The organism is Clostridium thermopalmarium DSM 5974, from assembly GCF_002995795.1.
Lineage (GTDB): Bacteria > Bacillota > Clostridia > Clostridiales > Clostridiaceae > Clostridium_H > Clostridium_H thermopalmarium.
In genome coordinates this window covers 26,231-40,792 of record NZ_PVXN01000001.1, presented here as the reverse complement: position 1 = coordinate 40,792, position 14,562 = coordinate 26,231, and the positions used below count along the sequence as shown (strand labels likewise).

The window sequence follows — 14,562 nt, the reverse complement described above, 5'->3', positions numbered from 1 at the left end:
AGGGGGAAGGTGTATCTATATACATGGCCTACGGCCTTTTTCCCTTCCAAAATTTCAATAAAATAGAAAAAATCTAATTTCCTATAAAGAAAAAAGCTTTACTGGAAATTAGATGCGAAATCTCTGTTAAAACCCTATTGACATTGTTTTTGTAAAAGTGTATAATAAAATTAGGGAAGTATAAAGTTATTGTATAAATAATAGTATCGAACTTATAATATCATTATAATTTTCTTATGTCAATATAAAAGACATTCGCCTAAAGGCAAATGTCTTTTTGTGATGTAAGTTATTATTTTATTTCAATAAGTTCATATTCCATTGATCCTAATCCTATTTTTTCTGCATGTTTAAGTGATGTCCTTCCTTTTTCAAAGAGTTTTTTCCCACTGTTTTTCTGAACCAAATCTAGACATGCTGTATCTAAGGCAACTGGGTCTTTTCCTGCAAGAACACCAATATTACCTGCAACTGGTTTCATATGCTCACCAACACAGTCACACTCCTTGGTAATATTGTGTACAAATGTAATATATATTATATCCTTATCCTTTGATGCTCCATAAGCATACTCTGCAAGTTTCTCAAGGAAATTAGCTCCTCCCCAAGAATTTTCAATTGCACCTTGAGGACAAACAGCTATACACCCAGCACAGCCAATACATTTACTCTCATCAATTACTGCAGCATCTGAAATTTCGATAGCACCAAAATTACATTTATTCATACAAATACCGCAAGAAACGCATTTTTCATGATCTACCACAGGTGATATGCCTGAATGCTGCTCCATCTTTCCACCTCTTGAAGCAAAACCCATAGCAAGCTGTTTTAAAGCTCCACCAAATCCAGCTGCTACATGTCCCTTGAAATGACTCATAACAATAAATTGCTTAAATTCACCGTATCTCTTGCCTATCTTACACTTTTTTATGTATTCTTTATTTATTTCCACTTCATTGTACTCTGTTCCTATATCTCCATCAGCTATTATAATTGGAATCTGTGTAAAGCCATGAGCTTTTGCTGTCTCAATATGAAGCTCTGTAGTAGTTCTTGATCCTCTATATAGTACATTACTTTCGATATAGGATGGAGATACACCATTTTCTTTAAGATAATTTATAATTTCGTCATAGCATTTTGCAGGTATAAAGGTTTTGTTTCCCTTTTCACCAAAGTGGACCTTTATAGGCACTTCTTTTTCAAACTTATGTCCAGTTTCTGATACTATTTTTTTTAAAAGTTCTAAAGCATCTTTTCCAAGCTTATCATAATCTGATTCTGAATTTTTAATGAAATATACTTTACTCATCATAACACCCTTTCTTTTACTTCTTATGAACTCTCTCTGTACCAGCTGCAATTGCTGTTTCATAATACCATATCTTATGATTGATAGTTTCCATAACCTTATTCAATTCCTCCATCTGCCTTAGAACGACTTTCTTCCTTTCAAGAAAAATATTCAGCCGTTCTTGAAGTGTCTTATCACCCTCTTGGCATAAATCCATGTACCTTTTTATCTGTTTTATGGGCATTCCAGACCTTTTCATACATTTTATAATTTCCAGACTATGAAAGTCTTCATCTTTAAAAACTCTAGTTCCATCTGGTTTCCTATCCACAAATGGCAAAAGACCTTCTTTATCGTAATACCGCAGGGTTGAAACAGTAACTCCCATTTTCTCCGCAACCTGTTTAATGGTATAATTCATATTTACCTCCTTTCTTAGCAAAATTATTATTCTACATAACCTATGATAAGGGGTAAAGTTAACTTTATGTCAATACTTAATTTAACTTAATTACGTATATATAAAATCATATCTTATTTAATTATATCAAAGAATCAGTAAATAGTGGGGACATATCTACAGTAAGAGACCCAGATTTTGGTTACCTGCTTTTGCGTCTCATTGTAGTAAAGGAGAATAAACACAAAATAAAAAAATATAAGACTCTGATGAAAGTTTTATTTCCTTCTTTCATCAATATAATAATTTAGTGTTCCGTCAAAATTAAAGGATACTGCTTTTGAATTTAGCAGTATCCTCCTCTTTACTTAAATATTATTATCATTCTACCTGTTCATATAAAGTAACACTTTCAATATAGTTTATAAATCGTCTTAATTCCTTTGCTTGCTTATTGCTTATTTCTCCTAATTCATACATTGCACGAATCTGACAGCGTTCAAAATCAATAACTTTGATGCGCAGTTCTTCCTTTTGTTCTTCTTTTTTGTCATTATATTGTAAGTTAGCTGATTTTAATTTATTAATCATTCTTTTATAATCTAAAATTACAACATTAGCAATATCTGCTCTTCCACCTTTGCTTGAATATTCCTTGCAGCACGTAATTTATCAACACTTATTTCTTCACTCTTTATGTATTGTGCCTTAAAATGAGTGAAACCTCGAAATGTTTCTTCTAAAACATGTTTATAACCCGTAAAAACACTATTTGAGAGTACCTCCTCTCGATAATCAAGGGAACTTTCAAATATACTAAGAATTTTAGGGTCTATCTCCTTGTTATCTCTTATATCATGGATATACTTTCTCTCTGCTTTTACACCTAATAATCGTATTTTTGTTATTTCATTCTGATAATCTTGTGTTTCCCTAAAATCACCATAACGATCTATCTTTTTATACATCAATTTATATTCACTCATTAGTTCATAAGCTGCAGCTTCATTTTCTTCATTCATTTCTAACCTAATCTTCTTTATAGACTCTTGAATAAGTTTTTTTCTTATTTCAGTTAAATACATATTATTAAGGATTTCTCCTTCTTTCGCTGCCTTATTGCTTAAAATAGGCAGAAGCACTGTTGCAGATATTAATGTAAATAAAATAACGCCAGCAGCTAAAAAAAGAATTAAGGATCGTTCTGGAAATGCCCTTCCGCTCATTGAAAAATATGGAATCGATAAAACTCCAGCCATAGTAACTGCACCACGTACACCTGTAAGACTCACTAATAAGCTGGTTTTTAAGCTTGGCTTGTCGGTATGCTCTGTTTTGACAAAATTGTATTGATAATAAGAAAAGAGAATGGACCAAATAAAGCGAATTCCTAGTATAACCAGTCCAATTGCAATCACATATCCCAAAGCTAGCCAATTGCCAATGTTAGGATCTACCACTGTTTCTCCCATTGAAGAGGGAATGTTTAAGCCTAATAGTATGAATACAATACCATTAAGAGTAAATATAATAATTGACCATATATTTTCTGTAACTATCTTTTCATTAGGCACAATGGTTTCTGTTCTCTCTGAGATTAATGAGTGGATAATTCCAGCTATCACTACTGCTATAACACCCGAAGCATGCAAAAGCTCTTCTGTAATAATATAAATGATAAAAGGAACCAAAATTTGCATAAGGGAATGAAATGTAACATCAATGATACCACTTTTTCTCAGAGCATATTTTATCCACATTATAAGCATCCCAAAAATTATTCCTAAAATGGCACCCATACTAAACATATAGATGAAATCAAGCACAGCCTCTTTTAGGGAAAAGCTTTCAGTTACCACTGCGGCCACTGCATAGTTAAAGGCAACTAATCCAGATGCATCATTTATTAGAGATTCTCCTCTTACTAAATTCAATATGTTTTCAGGAATCTGAATACGTTTAGCAATACCATTAACAGCTACAGGATCAGTTGGTGATAAAATAGCTGCCAGTGCAAATGCTGCAGCAATAGGGATTTTTGGTATCATCCAGTGAATAAAATATCCTCCACCAATGGCTGTCAAAAGAACAAGAAAAATAGCATTACCTAAAATGGGACGTCTCAGTTTCCATAATTCTTTGAGCTGAAAACGCCTGCCGTCATTATATAGAAGAGGCGCAACAAATAGCAGCATAAACCATTCAGATTCTATTTTAACTTTAATATTTCTGAATGAAAGTGCAATTATTATTCCTAGGACTATTTGGATTAATGCCGTAGGAATAAAAGGTATGTAGTGACTAATAACATTTGAAATCAATAAACAAACAAGCAACAATAATACTGTAGTCAATAAGTTCACATTTTTCCCTTCTTATGATTTACTTATGATACGGCTCTCCATTAATTATCCTAAACCCTCTATAAACCTGTTCTAACAATATAACCCTCATAAGTTGATGCGGGAAGGTCATTTTAGAAAAAGAAAGCTTATAATCTGCTCTACTAAGCACTTCCTTAGATAAACCGAGAGACCCCCCAATTATAAAAGCAATATTGCTGTTCCCTCGAACTCCCTGCTCTCTTATGAAGTCCGCCAATTCTTCTGAGGATAACATCTTCCCTTCTATAGCTAAAGCTATAACAAACATATTATCCTTAATATGTTTCAGTATATTATTCCCTTCTTTTTCTTTTATCATTAACTCTTCCTTTTCTGAGGCATTGTCTGGAGTTTTTTCATCACTCAATTCAATAATATCTAGTTTACAGTATCTACTCAACCTTTTGCTGTATTCATCTATTGCACTTTTTAAATACTTTTCTTTCAACTTTCCTACACAAATAACTGTTATGTTCATTTTTTCTCCATTCTTTTCACTTCATTTATTTTATTTACTATTTTTTGTTTAACCTTCGATAAAAGCTCAGCTTTGCTTTTTCCATCCTCTAAATAATGAGCAAAAGCACACTCTAAATAATAGTCTTTAAATCTTTTATCATTTTGTTTTATGTCTTCAAAAAATTTTTTTATCTTCTCAGTAATATAATTTTCATTATCTTTATCCTTATTCTTAAAAGTTGCTATGAAACTTTGAATTTCATATCTTATAAATAAGTCTGCATCCTTTAATATATCATTTAACTTGATATATAAATCATTTCCTAATATAGTATACTCTTTTTCAACATCTTCTGTAAAGTTATCTACAAATTTAAAAACAGTTATCATCATTATAGAGAAATTATTATGCCTACTCTTAGCATCCTTTAGCTGATTAGATAGATAGTCTTGAAAATCTAAATTTAACTTATTATTTTTCTCCTTAATTATGTTGCCCCCATTTTTATTTGTCTTTTTATATTTTTTGTCCATACCTTTCACTATTCTTTTTAACAACATTTTCTCATCAAAGGGCTTCAATATGTAATCTACCGCTCCTGCCTTTATACTCTTTACAAACTTTTTTTTCCTATTTTCTGAGGTTACTATCAACACTGGTATATCTATCCCTCTGCTTTTTAACTTATTTAGTATATCTATTCCGCTCTCTCTATCCAAATTTATCTCCATTATTATTAGTGAAACATCATAATTGACTTCAGCCAGTATTCTAAATAGTTGGAAAGAATTCACAGCTTCATATACACGTACCTCATAGTCGCATACCAATTCCTTAATTCTACTTCTCATATAAGCCTTGCTATCTAATATTACTACATTTTTCATAAAAATCACTCCTATATGACGGTACTCCTGCTTACTATACTATATAGTGATTTTCGTAATAATTTGCTATTTCTTCAATTATTTTATTAAACAAAAGTCGAGATTTATTATGCTTATACTACAAAAAATAACACAGGATGGCAGCTTAAACCTTATCGCCATCCTGTGTGATTCATGATTTTAGACTATTATTTAAATCTCTAAACCGCAGCTCCACAGCACTTTTTATACTTTTTACCACTTCCGCAAGGACAAGGATCATTTCTTCCTATTTTCTCTTCTCTAACTACAGTCTTAGAAGCTCTCCATGCTTTTTTAATTTCTTTTCTCTTTTCTACAGAGAAAATTCCATCCCATTGAGGAAGATTGTATAGATAGTCTGCTTTAGCATCTACCATATTAAAATATAGCTTTTCTAAATCTATATTTAGTTCTACTACTGTATCCTTTTCAATATTCTCTATATCTAAAGGTGCCACAAGGCTGTCGTTAATTCCATCTAAGAACCCTACAAAAAAATCTATAGGAGTATCAAATTTAGCTGCTAATTCCTCTACTGTTCCCTTAGGAGATTCTTTATGATTAGCTAAAATCTTAGCATATATGTTTTTTTCCATATCTCCATACTCTTTCCAAAAAGCAGCCTCGCCTTTATGTTTTACATAATCTATAACCATATTTGTCCAATCCTTGTACAAACTCATCTTACATTCTCCTTCTGTAAATTATATTTGCCCGTAATTATTTATTATTATAATAAAATTTTATTTTCTTTTCAATTCCAATTATTTCTTTATTTTAGATATATCTTCCTCGGCAAAAGCCTTAGATATATCATAATTTCCACCTAAAGAATCTACACTTTTATTATTAATTAATATTTTTACCTTGTTAATAGAACTTAGTTGAGTTAATGATAATACAATACTTCTTAAGCAAGCTTCTTCCTTAGCTGTACTCATCTTATATTTCGCTTCTTTGCTTAAATTTACATATGCAATGCCATCTTTAATTGAAAAACTTATAAGCTTGGTATCCTTATGAAATACAGGCTTTAACTGGCTTTCAACAGAAGGCCCTTTTATAAGCTCCTGCATTATAATTTCCCCTATGAGTTCTTCTTTCTCTAGTATTCTTTCTTCTTTCAATACTTTTACTTCATTTTCACTTTTAGATCCATCAAAATAAACATCTAAATTTATGCAAGTTTCATCGGAGTTAGGTAATTTTAATGTCTTTAGTTTCTTATTATCCTTTACTAAGTCTTTATTTTTATTGCCGCACCCTAAAAGAATAAAACTTAAAAAAACAGTTGCTAGTATGATTAAAAACAGCCTGTATATTTTTTTCACACCATACCTCCTCCTTAAAATTCTATATAATTACTTGGCATGTCTCTTTTAGCCATACCAATAAAAACATCCTCATTCACTTTTATGCCTTCTTCTCTAAGCACACTCACTACTGTTTCATATGCTAGCTCTGGATAATTGTTAATCTTGCTTAAGTGTCCCAGAACTATTCTTCTGCAACTATTTTTTGTCATACTTACTATGGCCTTTCCACAATCATAATTAGATAAATGGCCAACATCACTTAGAATTCTTCTCTTTAAAGGATATGGATATGGTCCGAATTTTACCATCTCAACATCATGATTACTTTCAAGCAGAATAACATCTGAATTTTTTACGTTTTCTTCTACTTCCTTCGAAAAATATCCAAGATCTGTGGCTATGCTTACCTTATTTTTCCCACAGCTAATAGTATAACCTACTGGGTCAGCAGCATCATGAGGTATTGAATAACTGCATATTTGCATATCTTTTATATTAACACCAGACTTATCTATGACTCTTTTGTTTTCTTCCTTAATTTTTCCTATACTCTTCTCCATACTCTTCCATGTAAGCTCATTAGCATAAATAGGTATATTGTATCTTCTTGATAAAACGCCTACACCTTTTATATGATCACTGTGTTCATGAGTTATAAATATACCGTCTATTTTATTTGGGTCCTTTTTAATGGATGATAATGCACTTTCTATACTTTTTCCTGTTAAGCCTGCATCTATTAATATACTTGCATAATTTGAGGATACATATATGCTATTCCCACTGCTTCCACTATACAAAGGACAAAATATCATTGTACTTTCTCCATTCTAATCATAAAGTCTATTCATCTTTAACTCTTATTATTTTTGCACCTAACGCATTAAATTTCTTTTCTATATATGGATATCCTCTATCTATGTGCTGTATACTAGTAACTTCTGTAACTCCCTTAGCAATAAGCCCTGCTATAACCATAGCAGCTCCTGCTCTTAAGTCTGTAGCCTTTACCTTTGCTCCTGTAAGATGTGAAACTCCTTCAATAATAGCTAAATTACCTTCTACATTTACTTGAGCTCCCATCTTCTTTAGCTCATCAATATGCTTAAATCTGCTTTCCCATATACTTTCATTAACTATACTTCTTCCCTTTGCTATACTCAAAAGTGCAGTCATTGGCTGCTGCACATCTGTAGGAAATCCTGGATATGGAAGAGTCTTTATGTTCACTCCTCTTAAATTTCCGTGACTCTCCACAGTTACACTATCTCCATTTTCTGTTACTTTAACACCCATTTCTATAAGTTTTGCTGATATAGATTCTAGATGTTTCGGTATAACACTATTTACAGTAACCTTTCCTCCACAAGCTGCGGCAGCAATCATGTATGTACCGGCCTCTATTTGATCTGGTATAACACTATAACTACAGCCTGTTAGTTCTTTAACACCATTTATTTTAATAACATCTGTTCCAGCACCTTTTATATCCGCACCCATACTATTCAAAAAATTAGCTACATCAACTACATGAGGTTCTTTAGCTGCATTCTCAAGTATAGTTTTTCCCTCAGCAAGTGTAGCTGCTAACATGACGTTAATAGTAGCTCCAACACTAACTACATCAAAATATATATTAGCTCCAACCAATCTATCTGCTTCTACAACCACTGCACCATGCTCAATTTTTACCTTTGCACCTAGTGCTTCAAATCCCTTTATGTGCTGATCAATAGGCCTAACCCCTATAGCACATCCACCAGGCATTTCTACCTTTGCTTTTTTAAATCTTCCTAATAGTGCTCCTATCAAATAGTAAGAAGCTCTCATTTTTCTTACATCATCTGTATCTGCATTACTGTTATTTATACAGGTACTATCTATTATAACTGTATTTTTATTCTTAGTTATTTTAGCTCCTAAGCTTTCTATAATTTTTTCTATACAATATGTATCACTAATCTGAGGTATATTGTCAATAGTACAAACACCTTTACTTGCCATTATAGCTGCAGGTAAAATTGCAACTGCTGCGTTTTTTGCTCCACTTATTTCTATCTCTCCATTAAGAGGTCTTCCTCCATAAATAATCAACTTCTCCATATGATTATCCATCCTTACTATCTTTTTTAGTATTTTATTTTTATAAAATATGGCATCAAATATTTCACAAAGTTTATTATAGCATAATACTGCTGATTTTTAATACCTATTTTTTTATATGTTATAGCATAAGTTTGATTGCAAGCTAATATATTCACTATTAGGATTAACCTGTAAATAATTTATGTTATGTATACTTTCAGTATGCATAAATATACTAAGTATGATATAATAACAATAAAAATTGTTTTTGGGGGATTAAAATGAAATATCATTTAGTTGCCTTATTTGATAAAGAATCTAATAAGCTTATTGAAACAACTCAAAGAGATTTATGTAGAAAATATAAACTTTATAAAACAAATCAACAATTTTTCATACATATCCAAACCATAATTGACCCTGATATGGATAAACTTGATAAGATTGTTACAGATACTTTAGCTCCTTATAAAAAATTCAAGGTTCAAATTAATCCTAAATTTTGCTTTGATAAATCTCTAAAAACTATCAATTTAAGGGTAGAACATAGTGGGTATATAAATAGAATTATCCGTAACATTACCGATATTCTTCTCTTAAATGGATTTAATATACAAAATGATCCTGATAAAGAATTGTATATGCCTATTGCAAATTCTAATTATTCTATTAGAAAAGCACTAAATGAAGATTTGCATGCAGAATTTACATTTAAAAATGAAGATATATGTTATGACTTTGCTAAGGTTAACCGCATTGAACTTTGGAAACCAATCAACAATAAAAAACAAATTTTAATAAAAGATTACATTTTAAGAGATTATTAAATAAAGTTAATTCGTATCGAATCTACAAATTTTGATACGAATTTATTTTTTAACATTTTAAATGTAAACGTTTTGTCAATCTTTTAATATTTCTGAAAATATTATACAATATATTAGTATGAAATTTAAAGAAAGGCGGAAATCTTAGATGAATTTGCATAAGTTATTCCAGTTACAACAGGATCTTGATAAAAGAATTTTAGAAGAACATCATTTACAAAATGAATCTCTTTTTTCAAAAAAGATTTTAGCTCTTCAGGTAGAGATAAGTGAACTTGCTAACGAAACCAGGTGTTTTAAGTTTTGGAGCAATAAGGGACCTTCTCCTAAAGAAAAAATACTTGAGGAATATGTAGACTGTCTGCATTTTATACTTAGTATAGGTCTTGATAAAAATTATTGTGACATAGATATTGTCTGTAAGGGTGAGGATACTGAGTTAACTAAAAAATTTCTTAATCTATACATAGATATTAACGATTTTATAGTTTGCTCATCTAGAGATAACTATAAAACTTTATTTGAAGATTTCTTATGTATTGGACACGACTTAGGTTTTACCTTTAAAGAAATTGAGAATGCCTATTACCATAAGAATGCTATAAATCATGCAAGACAAGATAATGGATATTAATATATGAATTTATAACAAGTTAATTATTATGTTAGCCTTCTGAAAGGATAATATAACCTATAATTTTAGGGTACACTATCCTTGGAGGGTGATTTTTATGTTCGGACTAATATGTTCTCTCCTTGCAGGTCTTTTTATGAGTCTTCAAGGTGTTTTTAATACTCGTCTTAGTCAAAAGATTGGACTTTGGGAGACAAATACAATAGTGCAAGGAATAGCTTTTGTTTTAACACTTGTAATTATGTTATTTGCAGGAAAAGGCAATATAAGAAATATAGGAGAAGCTAATAAACTTTATCTTCTCGGTGGTCCCCTTGGCGTAGCTATTACTCTTACAGTTATGTGTGGAATGGCTAAACTAGGTCCTACATATGCAGTAAGCGCTATATTGATTGCCCAACTTGTTTCTGCTGCACTAATTGAGGCTTTTGGTCTTTTTGATTCTGACAAATCTAACTTTGGTATGTTTAAAATAATTGGTGCCGCTATTATGCTCTTAGGTATAATAATATTCGAATGGAAAAAATAGAGAAACAAATAATCTCTATTGGGAGTAGAGATTATTTGTTTCTCTATTTTTATTTTTAACATTTTCCCTTTAATACTACTATACTATATAATAGAGTAATATTTTAGGAGGATACCAGTGTTTTCTCTAAAAAACAAGTTGGATATAAATTTAAAAGATGCCTTAGAAAATAAGCTATATAAAAATTATAGGGTTTTAATATATTGTAAATCTCTCCAAGACAAAATCGAAAAAAAGCTTAAAATATATAGATGCGATGTCATACGTTCAATTCCATCTGTAGGATGTATATGTGCTAATGTTTCTCCTAATGTCATAGAAAGACTTATTGAGTATCCTGAGATAAAATATATTTGTTTTGATAATTATGCTCTCTTATGCGGCAGTAGTGTACTTTCCGCAAACGGAGTTAAATTTGAAAATAAAAGCAAACTAACAGGAAAGGATGTATGTATAGGAATCGTAGACAGTGGAGTATATCCTCATCCAGATCTAAAAAGTCCTTCTAATAAAATTTTAAATTTTTTAGATCTTATAAATAATCTTAAATATCCTTATGATGATAATGGTCATGGAACCTTTATAAGCGGTATTATTGCTTCCAGCGGCTATAGTTCTAACGGAATGTATAAAGGAATAGCTGAAGGAAGTAAAATTTATATGATAAAAGCTTTTAATAGTGCAGGAAGGGGTTTTATCTCCGACATATTGTTTGCTATAGATACTTTAATAGAAGAGAGCAATACCTACAATATAAAAATAATATGTCTTCCTTTTGAACTATTAGATTATAACAAGTTTTATCTTTCTCTATTTTCAAAGCTTTTTGAAAAAGCCGTAGAAAATAATTTGGTTATTGTAGTGCCAAGTGGCCACAATACCAATACAGAAAATTCTATGAGGGGAATAGCTCTTCTAAAAAACTGTATAACCGTAGCTGGCATAGATACTTCTGGTGTAAAAAAACCTTATTTAAATTCTTCTGCTGGATCTGGTAGCAAGCTTGAAAAGCCCGATTTATCTGCTGCTTGTGTGAACATATGCTCTTTAAACTCGGATACATCATATATATCTGAAAGAGATGGACAAAAGCTATATCCTCGTATTATAGATAATCCTTACACCACCTATACAGGTACATCCTGTGCAGCTGCTTATATAAGTGGTGTTTGCGCCTTATTATATGAAAAAAATCCCAATCTAACATATAAAGATATAGTTTCTCTCCTTAAGATGTCTTCTACTTTTTTAAACATACCTAAAAGTATACAGGGCTCAGGTATTATAAATATTAAAAAACTACTTTCCTAATACTATAAAACTATAAGTAAATTATTTTAAGCACAAAAAAGATGTAAGAATTATTTGTGACCAATTCTTACATCTTTTTTATTTAGCCTTCTGCAGCCTTGATTTCTATTACTTTTTCCTCATCTTTAGATTTATTTCTTTTGAAAATATGATCTACAATAATAGCTATAGCTCCATCCCCTGTTACATTTGTAGCTGTACCAAAGCTGTCTTGTGCTGCATGCAGCGCTATCATCAAACCTTGTTGAGGTTGAGTAAATAAAAGCATATCTTGTAAAAGTCCTAAGGATGCCATAACTCCTCCACCTGGTATTCCTGGTGCCGCTACCATTGTTACTCCCAGCATTAGTATAAATGGAAACATTACTGCAAATGTTGGATTTTGTCCATTCATTAGCATAACTCCCATAGAAGCTAATACTAATGTTATAGTATCTCCTGCTAAATGAATTGTTGCACATAATGGAACAACAAAGTCTACAATTTCATCTGAAACTTCGTTTTTTCTTACACATTCTAGGTTTATCGGAATAGTAGCTGCTGATGACTGAGTTCCCAGTGCTGCAAAGTATGCTGGAATCTCATTTTTTAAGGATTTAAATGGATTTTTACCACTTATAGTTCCAGCTACCACATATTGAACTGCAAGATAAGCCGCTTGAAGCAATAATAATATTATATAAACAGATGAGAATGTCTTTAAAGTTCTAAATATTTCTCCTGCAACTGTAAGTTTTACAAATATTCCTGTTATATATACAGGTACAAGAGGTATAATTATATTCTTTACTGCAAGTGCTACTACATCTTGAAAATCTTTTAGTGCATTAAGAAGTGCATTTCCCTTTATATATGACATGCCTATTCCTAGCATAAACGCCATAACAAGTGCTGTCATAACTCCCATTACTGGGTCTATAGTTATTGTAAAATACGGCTCTAGCTCTATAGATGAGCCTTTAGCTACTTCCGCCGCCTTTATTACCTTAGGAAGTATAGATGCTCCAATGAAATATGCTGCTGTTCCTGCTATTATAGTAGAAACATACGCTATTGCTGTTGTTATCGCTAGTAACTTTCCAGATCCATTTCCTAAATCCGCAATACCCGGTGCAACAAATCCTAAAATTATACAAGGAATGATAAAGCTTAAAAAGCTACCGAATAAGCTTGAAAAGGTAACAAATATTCTTGAAATAAAATAAACTTCTGTATTTTTTGATACAATTCCAATTATGATACCTAATATTATTCCTATAACCAATTTGGGTAAAAGCCCCATCTTTTTCATATAAATCCCCCCTTTTACATTTTGTATTTATACAAAAAACATTTGTATCTAGTATAAATACAGTAAGATATTAACACCTTGTCCCTCATTTGTCAACAAAAATTTAATTATATTGTTTCTTATATTATTTACAAAAAATCAAAAGAACTAAGCAATCTAAAACTACATTGCCTAGTTCTTTTCTAAATATTTTAGTTCTTAACATTAGACTTCTAACTTGCAATCCTAGGTTTCTATATAACTCTATCTTTGCCTATAAAACATAATGATAGCATTCCCGCTCCTGTATGAGATGCTATAACAGGACCTACATGATTTATTAAAACCTTTTTTACATTATATTTTTCAAGAATCATCTCTTTAAGATAAAGAGCATCAGAAAGGCAATCCCCATGGCTTATGCCCACAACCAAATTTTCTGTATCTACAATATTTTCTTCAAATTTATCCATAAGAGATTTTATGGCCTTTTTTCTTCCTCTTATGTTGCTTAAATTTTGGAGATTTCCCTCTTTATCTATATATATTAAAGGCTTTATCTGAAGAAGAGTTCCTATATTAGCCTTTGCACTAGAAAGTCTTCCACCTCTTTTTAAATGAATAAGGTCTTCTACTATAAACCAATGATGAAGTTTTAATTTATTTTCTTCCACCCAATTTATTATCTCTTCCTTTGATGCTCCACCATTTAGCATTTCTACAGCAGTATATACTAAAATTCCCTCTCCAATAGAAGCACTTTTTGTATCTATTACCGTTATATCTGCTCCTTTTATCTCTTCTTCAATTGTTTTTTTTGCAATAATGGCACTGCTGTAACACCCGCTTATTTTAGAGGACATAGACAGATGAATTATAGATTTTCCCTCTTTTACATATTTTCTAAATAAATCTTCAAATCTATATACATTTATTTGAGAAGTAGTAGGCATAGCTCCCTTTCTTAATTTGCCGTAAAACTCTTCATATGTAAGGGTTTTACCAAAGTCATCTATATAATCTTGTCCTTCTAAATGACATATCAAGCCTAAAGTTTGTATATTATTTTTTTCAACATACTCCAGCGGCAAATCACTACTTGAATCTGTAGTTATAATAGTATTCATATTATAATCCTCCT

General features: G+C 31.1%; 16 protein-coding genes. 4 read left to right on the top strand and 12 right to left on the bottom strand.

The window, feature by feature from the left end; genetic code table 11:
* Positions 1-292: 292 nt before the first annotated feature.
* The 10 genes from CPAL_RS00235 to CPAL_RS00195 form a co-directional block, all read right to left on the bottom strand.
* Positions 293-1,315: a DUF362 domain-containing protein gene (locus tag CPAL_RS00235; RefSeq protein ID WP_106023833.1), complete on the bottom strand. Its 1,023-nt coding sequence runs from the start codon at positions 1,313-1,315 to the stop codon at positions 293-295.
* A 16-nt stretch (positions 1,316-1,331) separates the two neighbouring features.
* Positions 1,332-1,718 (bottom strand): MerR family transcriptional regulator, encoded by a 387-nt coding sequence (locus tag CPAL_RS00230; protein WP_061858548.1) that lies wholly within the window; start codon positions 1,716-1,718, stop codon positions 1,332-1,334.
* A 360-nt stretch (positions 1,719-2,078) separates the two neighbouring features.
* A complete protein-coding gene (locus CPAL_RS14050; RefSeq protein ID WP_242976267.1) occupies positions 2,079-2,288 on the bottom strand; it encodes a hypothetical protein in 210 nt (69 codons plus the stop codon).
* 17 nt (positions 2,289-2,305) lie between these two features.
* A complete protein-coding gene (locus tag CPAL_RS00225; RefSeq protein ID WP_242976266.1) occupies positions 2,306-4,060 on the bottom strand; it encodes a Na+/H+ antiporter in 1,755 nt (584 codons plus the stop codon).
* Positions 4,061-4,079: 19 nt separating this feature from the next.
* Positions 4,080-4,559, bottom strand: coding sequence for a 23S rRNA (pseudouridine(1915)-N(3))-methyltransferase RlmH (gene rlmH / locus CPAL_RS00220; RefSeq protein ID WP_061858556.1), 480 nt, complete (start codon positions 4,557-4,559; stop codon positions 4,080-4,082).
* Positions 4,556-5,428, bottom strand: a complete 873-nt coding sequence (locus CPAL_RS00215) for a response regulator transcription factor (protein WP_106023832.1) — start codon at positions 5,426-5,428, stop codon at positions 4,556-4,558. The genes rlmH and CPAL_RS00215 overlap by 4 nt, the downstream gene beginning before the upstream one ends.
* 200 nt (positions 5,429-5,628) lie before the next feature.
* A complete protein-coding gene (locus CPAL_RS00210) occupies positions 5,629-6,132 on the bottom strand; it encodes an SEC-C metal-binding domain-containing protein (RefSeq protein WP_106023831.1) in 504 nt (167 codons plus the stop codon).
* Between the two features lie 81 nt (positions 6,133-6,213).
* Positions 6,214-6,780, bottom strand: a complete 567-nt coding sequence (locus CPAL_RS00205) for a GerMN domain-containing protein (protein WP_106023830.1) — start codon at positions 6,778-6,780, stop codon at positions 6,214-6,216.
* A 14-nt stretch (positions 6,781-6,794) separates the two neighbouring features.
* A complete protein-coding gene (locus CPAL_RS00200) occupies positions 6,795-7,580 on the bottom strand; it encodes an MBL fold metallo-hydrolase (RefSeq protein WP_106023829.1) in 786 nt (261 codons plus the stop codon).
* A 28-nt stretch (positions 7,581-7,608) separates the two neighbouring features.
* Positions 7,609-8,868, bottom strand: coding sequence for a UDP-N-acetylglucosamine 1-carboxyvinyltransferase (locus tag CPAL_RS00195; protein ID WP_165815383.1), 1,260 nt, complete (start codon positions 8,866-8,868; stop codon positions 7,609-7,611).
* 263 nt (positions 8,869-9,131) lie between these two features.
* Here CPAL_RS00195 and CPAL_RS00190 point away from each other — a divergent pair, with 263 nt between their 5' ends.
* The 4 genes from CPAL_RS00190 to CPAL_RS00175 all read left to right on the top strand — a co-directional run bounded on the left by CPAL_RS00190 (position 9,132) and on the right by CPAL_RS00175 (position 12,151).
* Positions 9,132-9,677, top strand: coding sequence for a hypothetical protein (locus CPAL_RS00190; RefSeq protein WP_061858562.1), 546 nt, complete (start codon positions 9,132-9,134; stop codon positions 9,675-9,677).
* A 148-nt stretch (positions 9,678-9,825) separates the two neighbouring features.
* Complete coding sequence (locus tag CPAL_RS00185; protein ID WP_061858563.1) at positions 9,826-10,311, top strand: dUTP diphosphatase; 486 nt, start codon at positions 9,826-9,828, stop codon at positions 10,309-10,311.
* A gap of 97 nt (positions 10,312-10,408) precedes the next feature.
* Positions 10,409-10,840 carry a DMT family transporter gene (locus CPAL_RS00180; RefSeq protein WP_061858564.1) on the top strand — a complete coding sequence of 144 codons (432 nt, stop codon included), beginning with the start codon at positions 10,409-10,411 and terminating at the stop codon, positions 10,838-10,840.
* Positions 10,841-10,957: 117 nt separating this feature from the next.
* Positions 10,958-12,151: a S8 family serine peptidase gene (locus CPAL_RS00175; RefSeq protein ID WP_061858565.1), complete on the top strand. Its 1,194-nt coding sequence runs from the start codon at positions 10,958-10,960 to the stop codon at positions 12,149-12,151.
* A gap of 82 nt (positions 12,152-12,233) precedes the next feature.
* Here the strand turns inward: CPAL_RS00175 and CPAL_RS00170 are convergent, their stop codons facing one another.
* Positions 12,234-13,442 carry a dicarboxylate/amino acid:cation symporter gene (locus CPAL_RS00170; protein ID WP_106023827.1) on the bottom strand — a complete coding sequence of 403 codons (1,209 nt, stop codon included), beginning with the start codon at positions 13,440-13,442 and terminating at the stop codon, positions 12,234-12,236.
* Between the two features lie 233 nt (positions 13,443-13,675).
* Positions 13,676-14,548 (bottom strand): DegV family protein, encoded by an 873-nt coding sequence (locus CPAL_RS00165; protein WP_061858597.1) that lies wholly within the window; start codon positions 14,546-14,548, stop codon positions 13,676-13,678.
* Between the last annotated feature and the right edge of the window lie 14 nt (positions 14,549-14,562).

Coding starts and splice junctions, on each gene's coding strand:
- CPAL_RS00180 (WP_061858564.1), top strand. CDS start 10,409: ATGTTCGGACTAATATGTTCTCTCCTTGCAGGTCTTTTTATGAGTCTT.
- CPAL_RS00200 (WP_106023829.1), bottom strand. CDS start 7,580: ATGATATTTTGTCCTTTGTATAGTGGAAGCAGTGGGAATAGCATATAT.
- rlmH (WP_061858556.1), bottom strand. CDS start 4,559: ATGAACATAACAGTTATTTGTGTAGGAAAGTTGAAAGAAAAGTATTTA.
- CPAL_RS00185 (WP_061858563.1), top strand. CDS start 9,826: ATGAATTTGCATAAGTTATTCCAGTTACAACAGGATCTTGATAAAAGA.
- CPAL_RS00190 (WP_061858562.1), top strand. CDS start 9,132: ATGAAATATCATTTAGTTGCCTTATTTGATAAAGAATCTAATAAGCTT.
- CPAL_RS00165 (WP_061858597.1), bottom strand. CDS start 14,548: ATGAATACTATTATAACTACAGATTCAAGTAGTGATTTGCCGCTGGAG.
- CPAL_RS00170 (WP_106023827.1), bottom strand. CDS start 13,442: ATGAAAAAGATGGGGCTTTTACCCAAATTGGTTATAGGAATAATATTA.
- CPAL_RS00235 (WP_106023833.1), bottom strand. CDS start 1,315: ATGAGTAAAGTATATTTCATTAAAAATTCAGAATCAGATTATGATAAG.
- CPAL_RS00215 (WP_106023832.1), bottom strand. CDS start 5,428: ATGAAAAATGTAGTAATATTAGATAGCAAGGCTTATATGAGAAGTAGA.
- CPAL_RS00210 (WP_106023831.1), bottom strand. CDS start 6,132: ATGAGTTTGTACAAGGATTGGACAAATATGGTTATAGATTATGTAAAA.
- CPAL_RS00195 (WP_165815383.1), bottom strand. CDS start 8,868: ATGGAGAAGTTGATTATTTATGGAGGAAGACCTCTTAATGGAGAGATA.
- CPAL_RS14050 (WP_242976267.1), bottom strand. CDS start 2,288: ATGATTAATAAATTAAAATCAGCTAACTTACAATATAATGACAAAAAA.
- CPAL_RS00230 (WP_061858548.1), bottom strand. CDS start 1,718: ATGAATTATACCATTAAACAGGTTGCGGAGAAAATGGGAGTTACTGTT.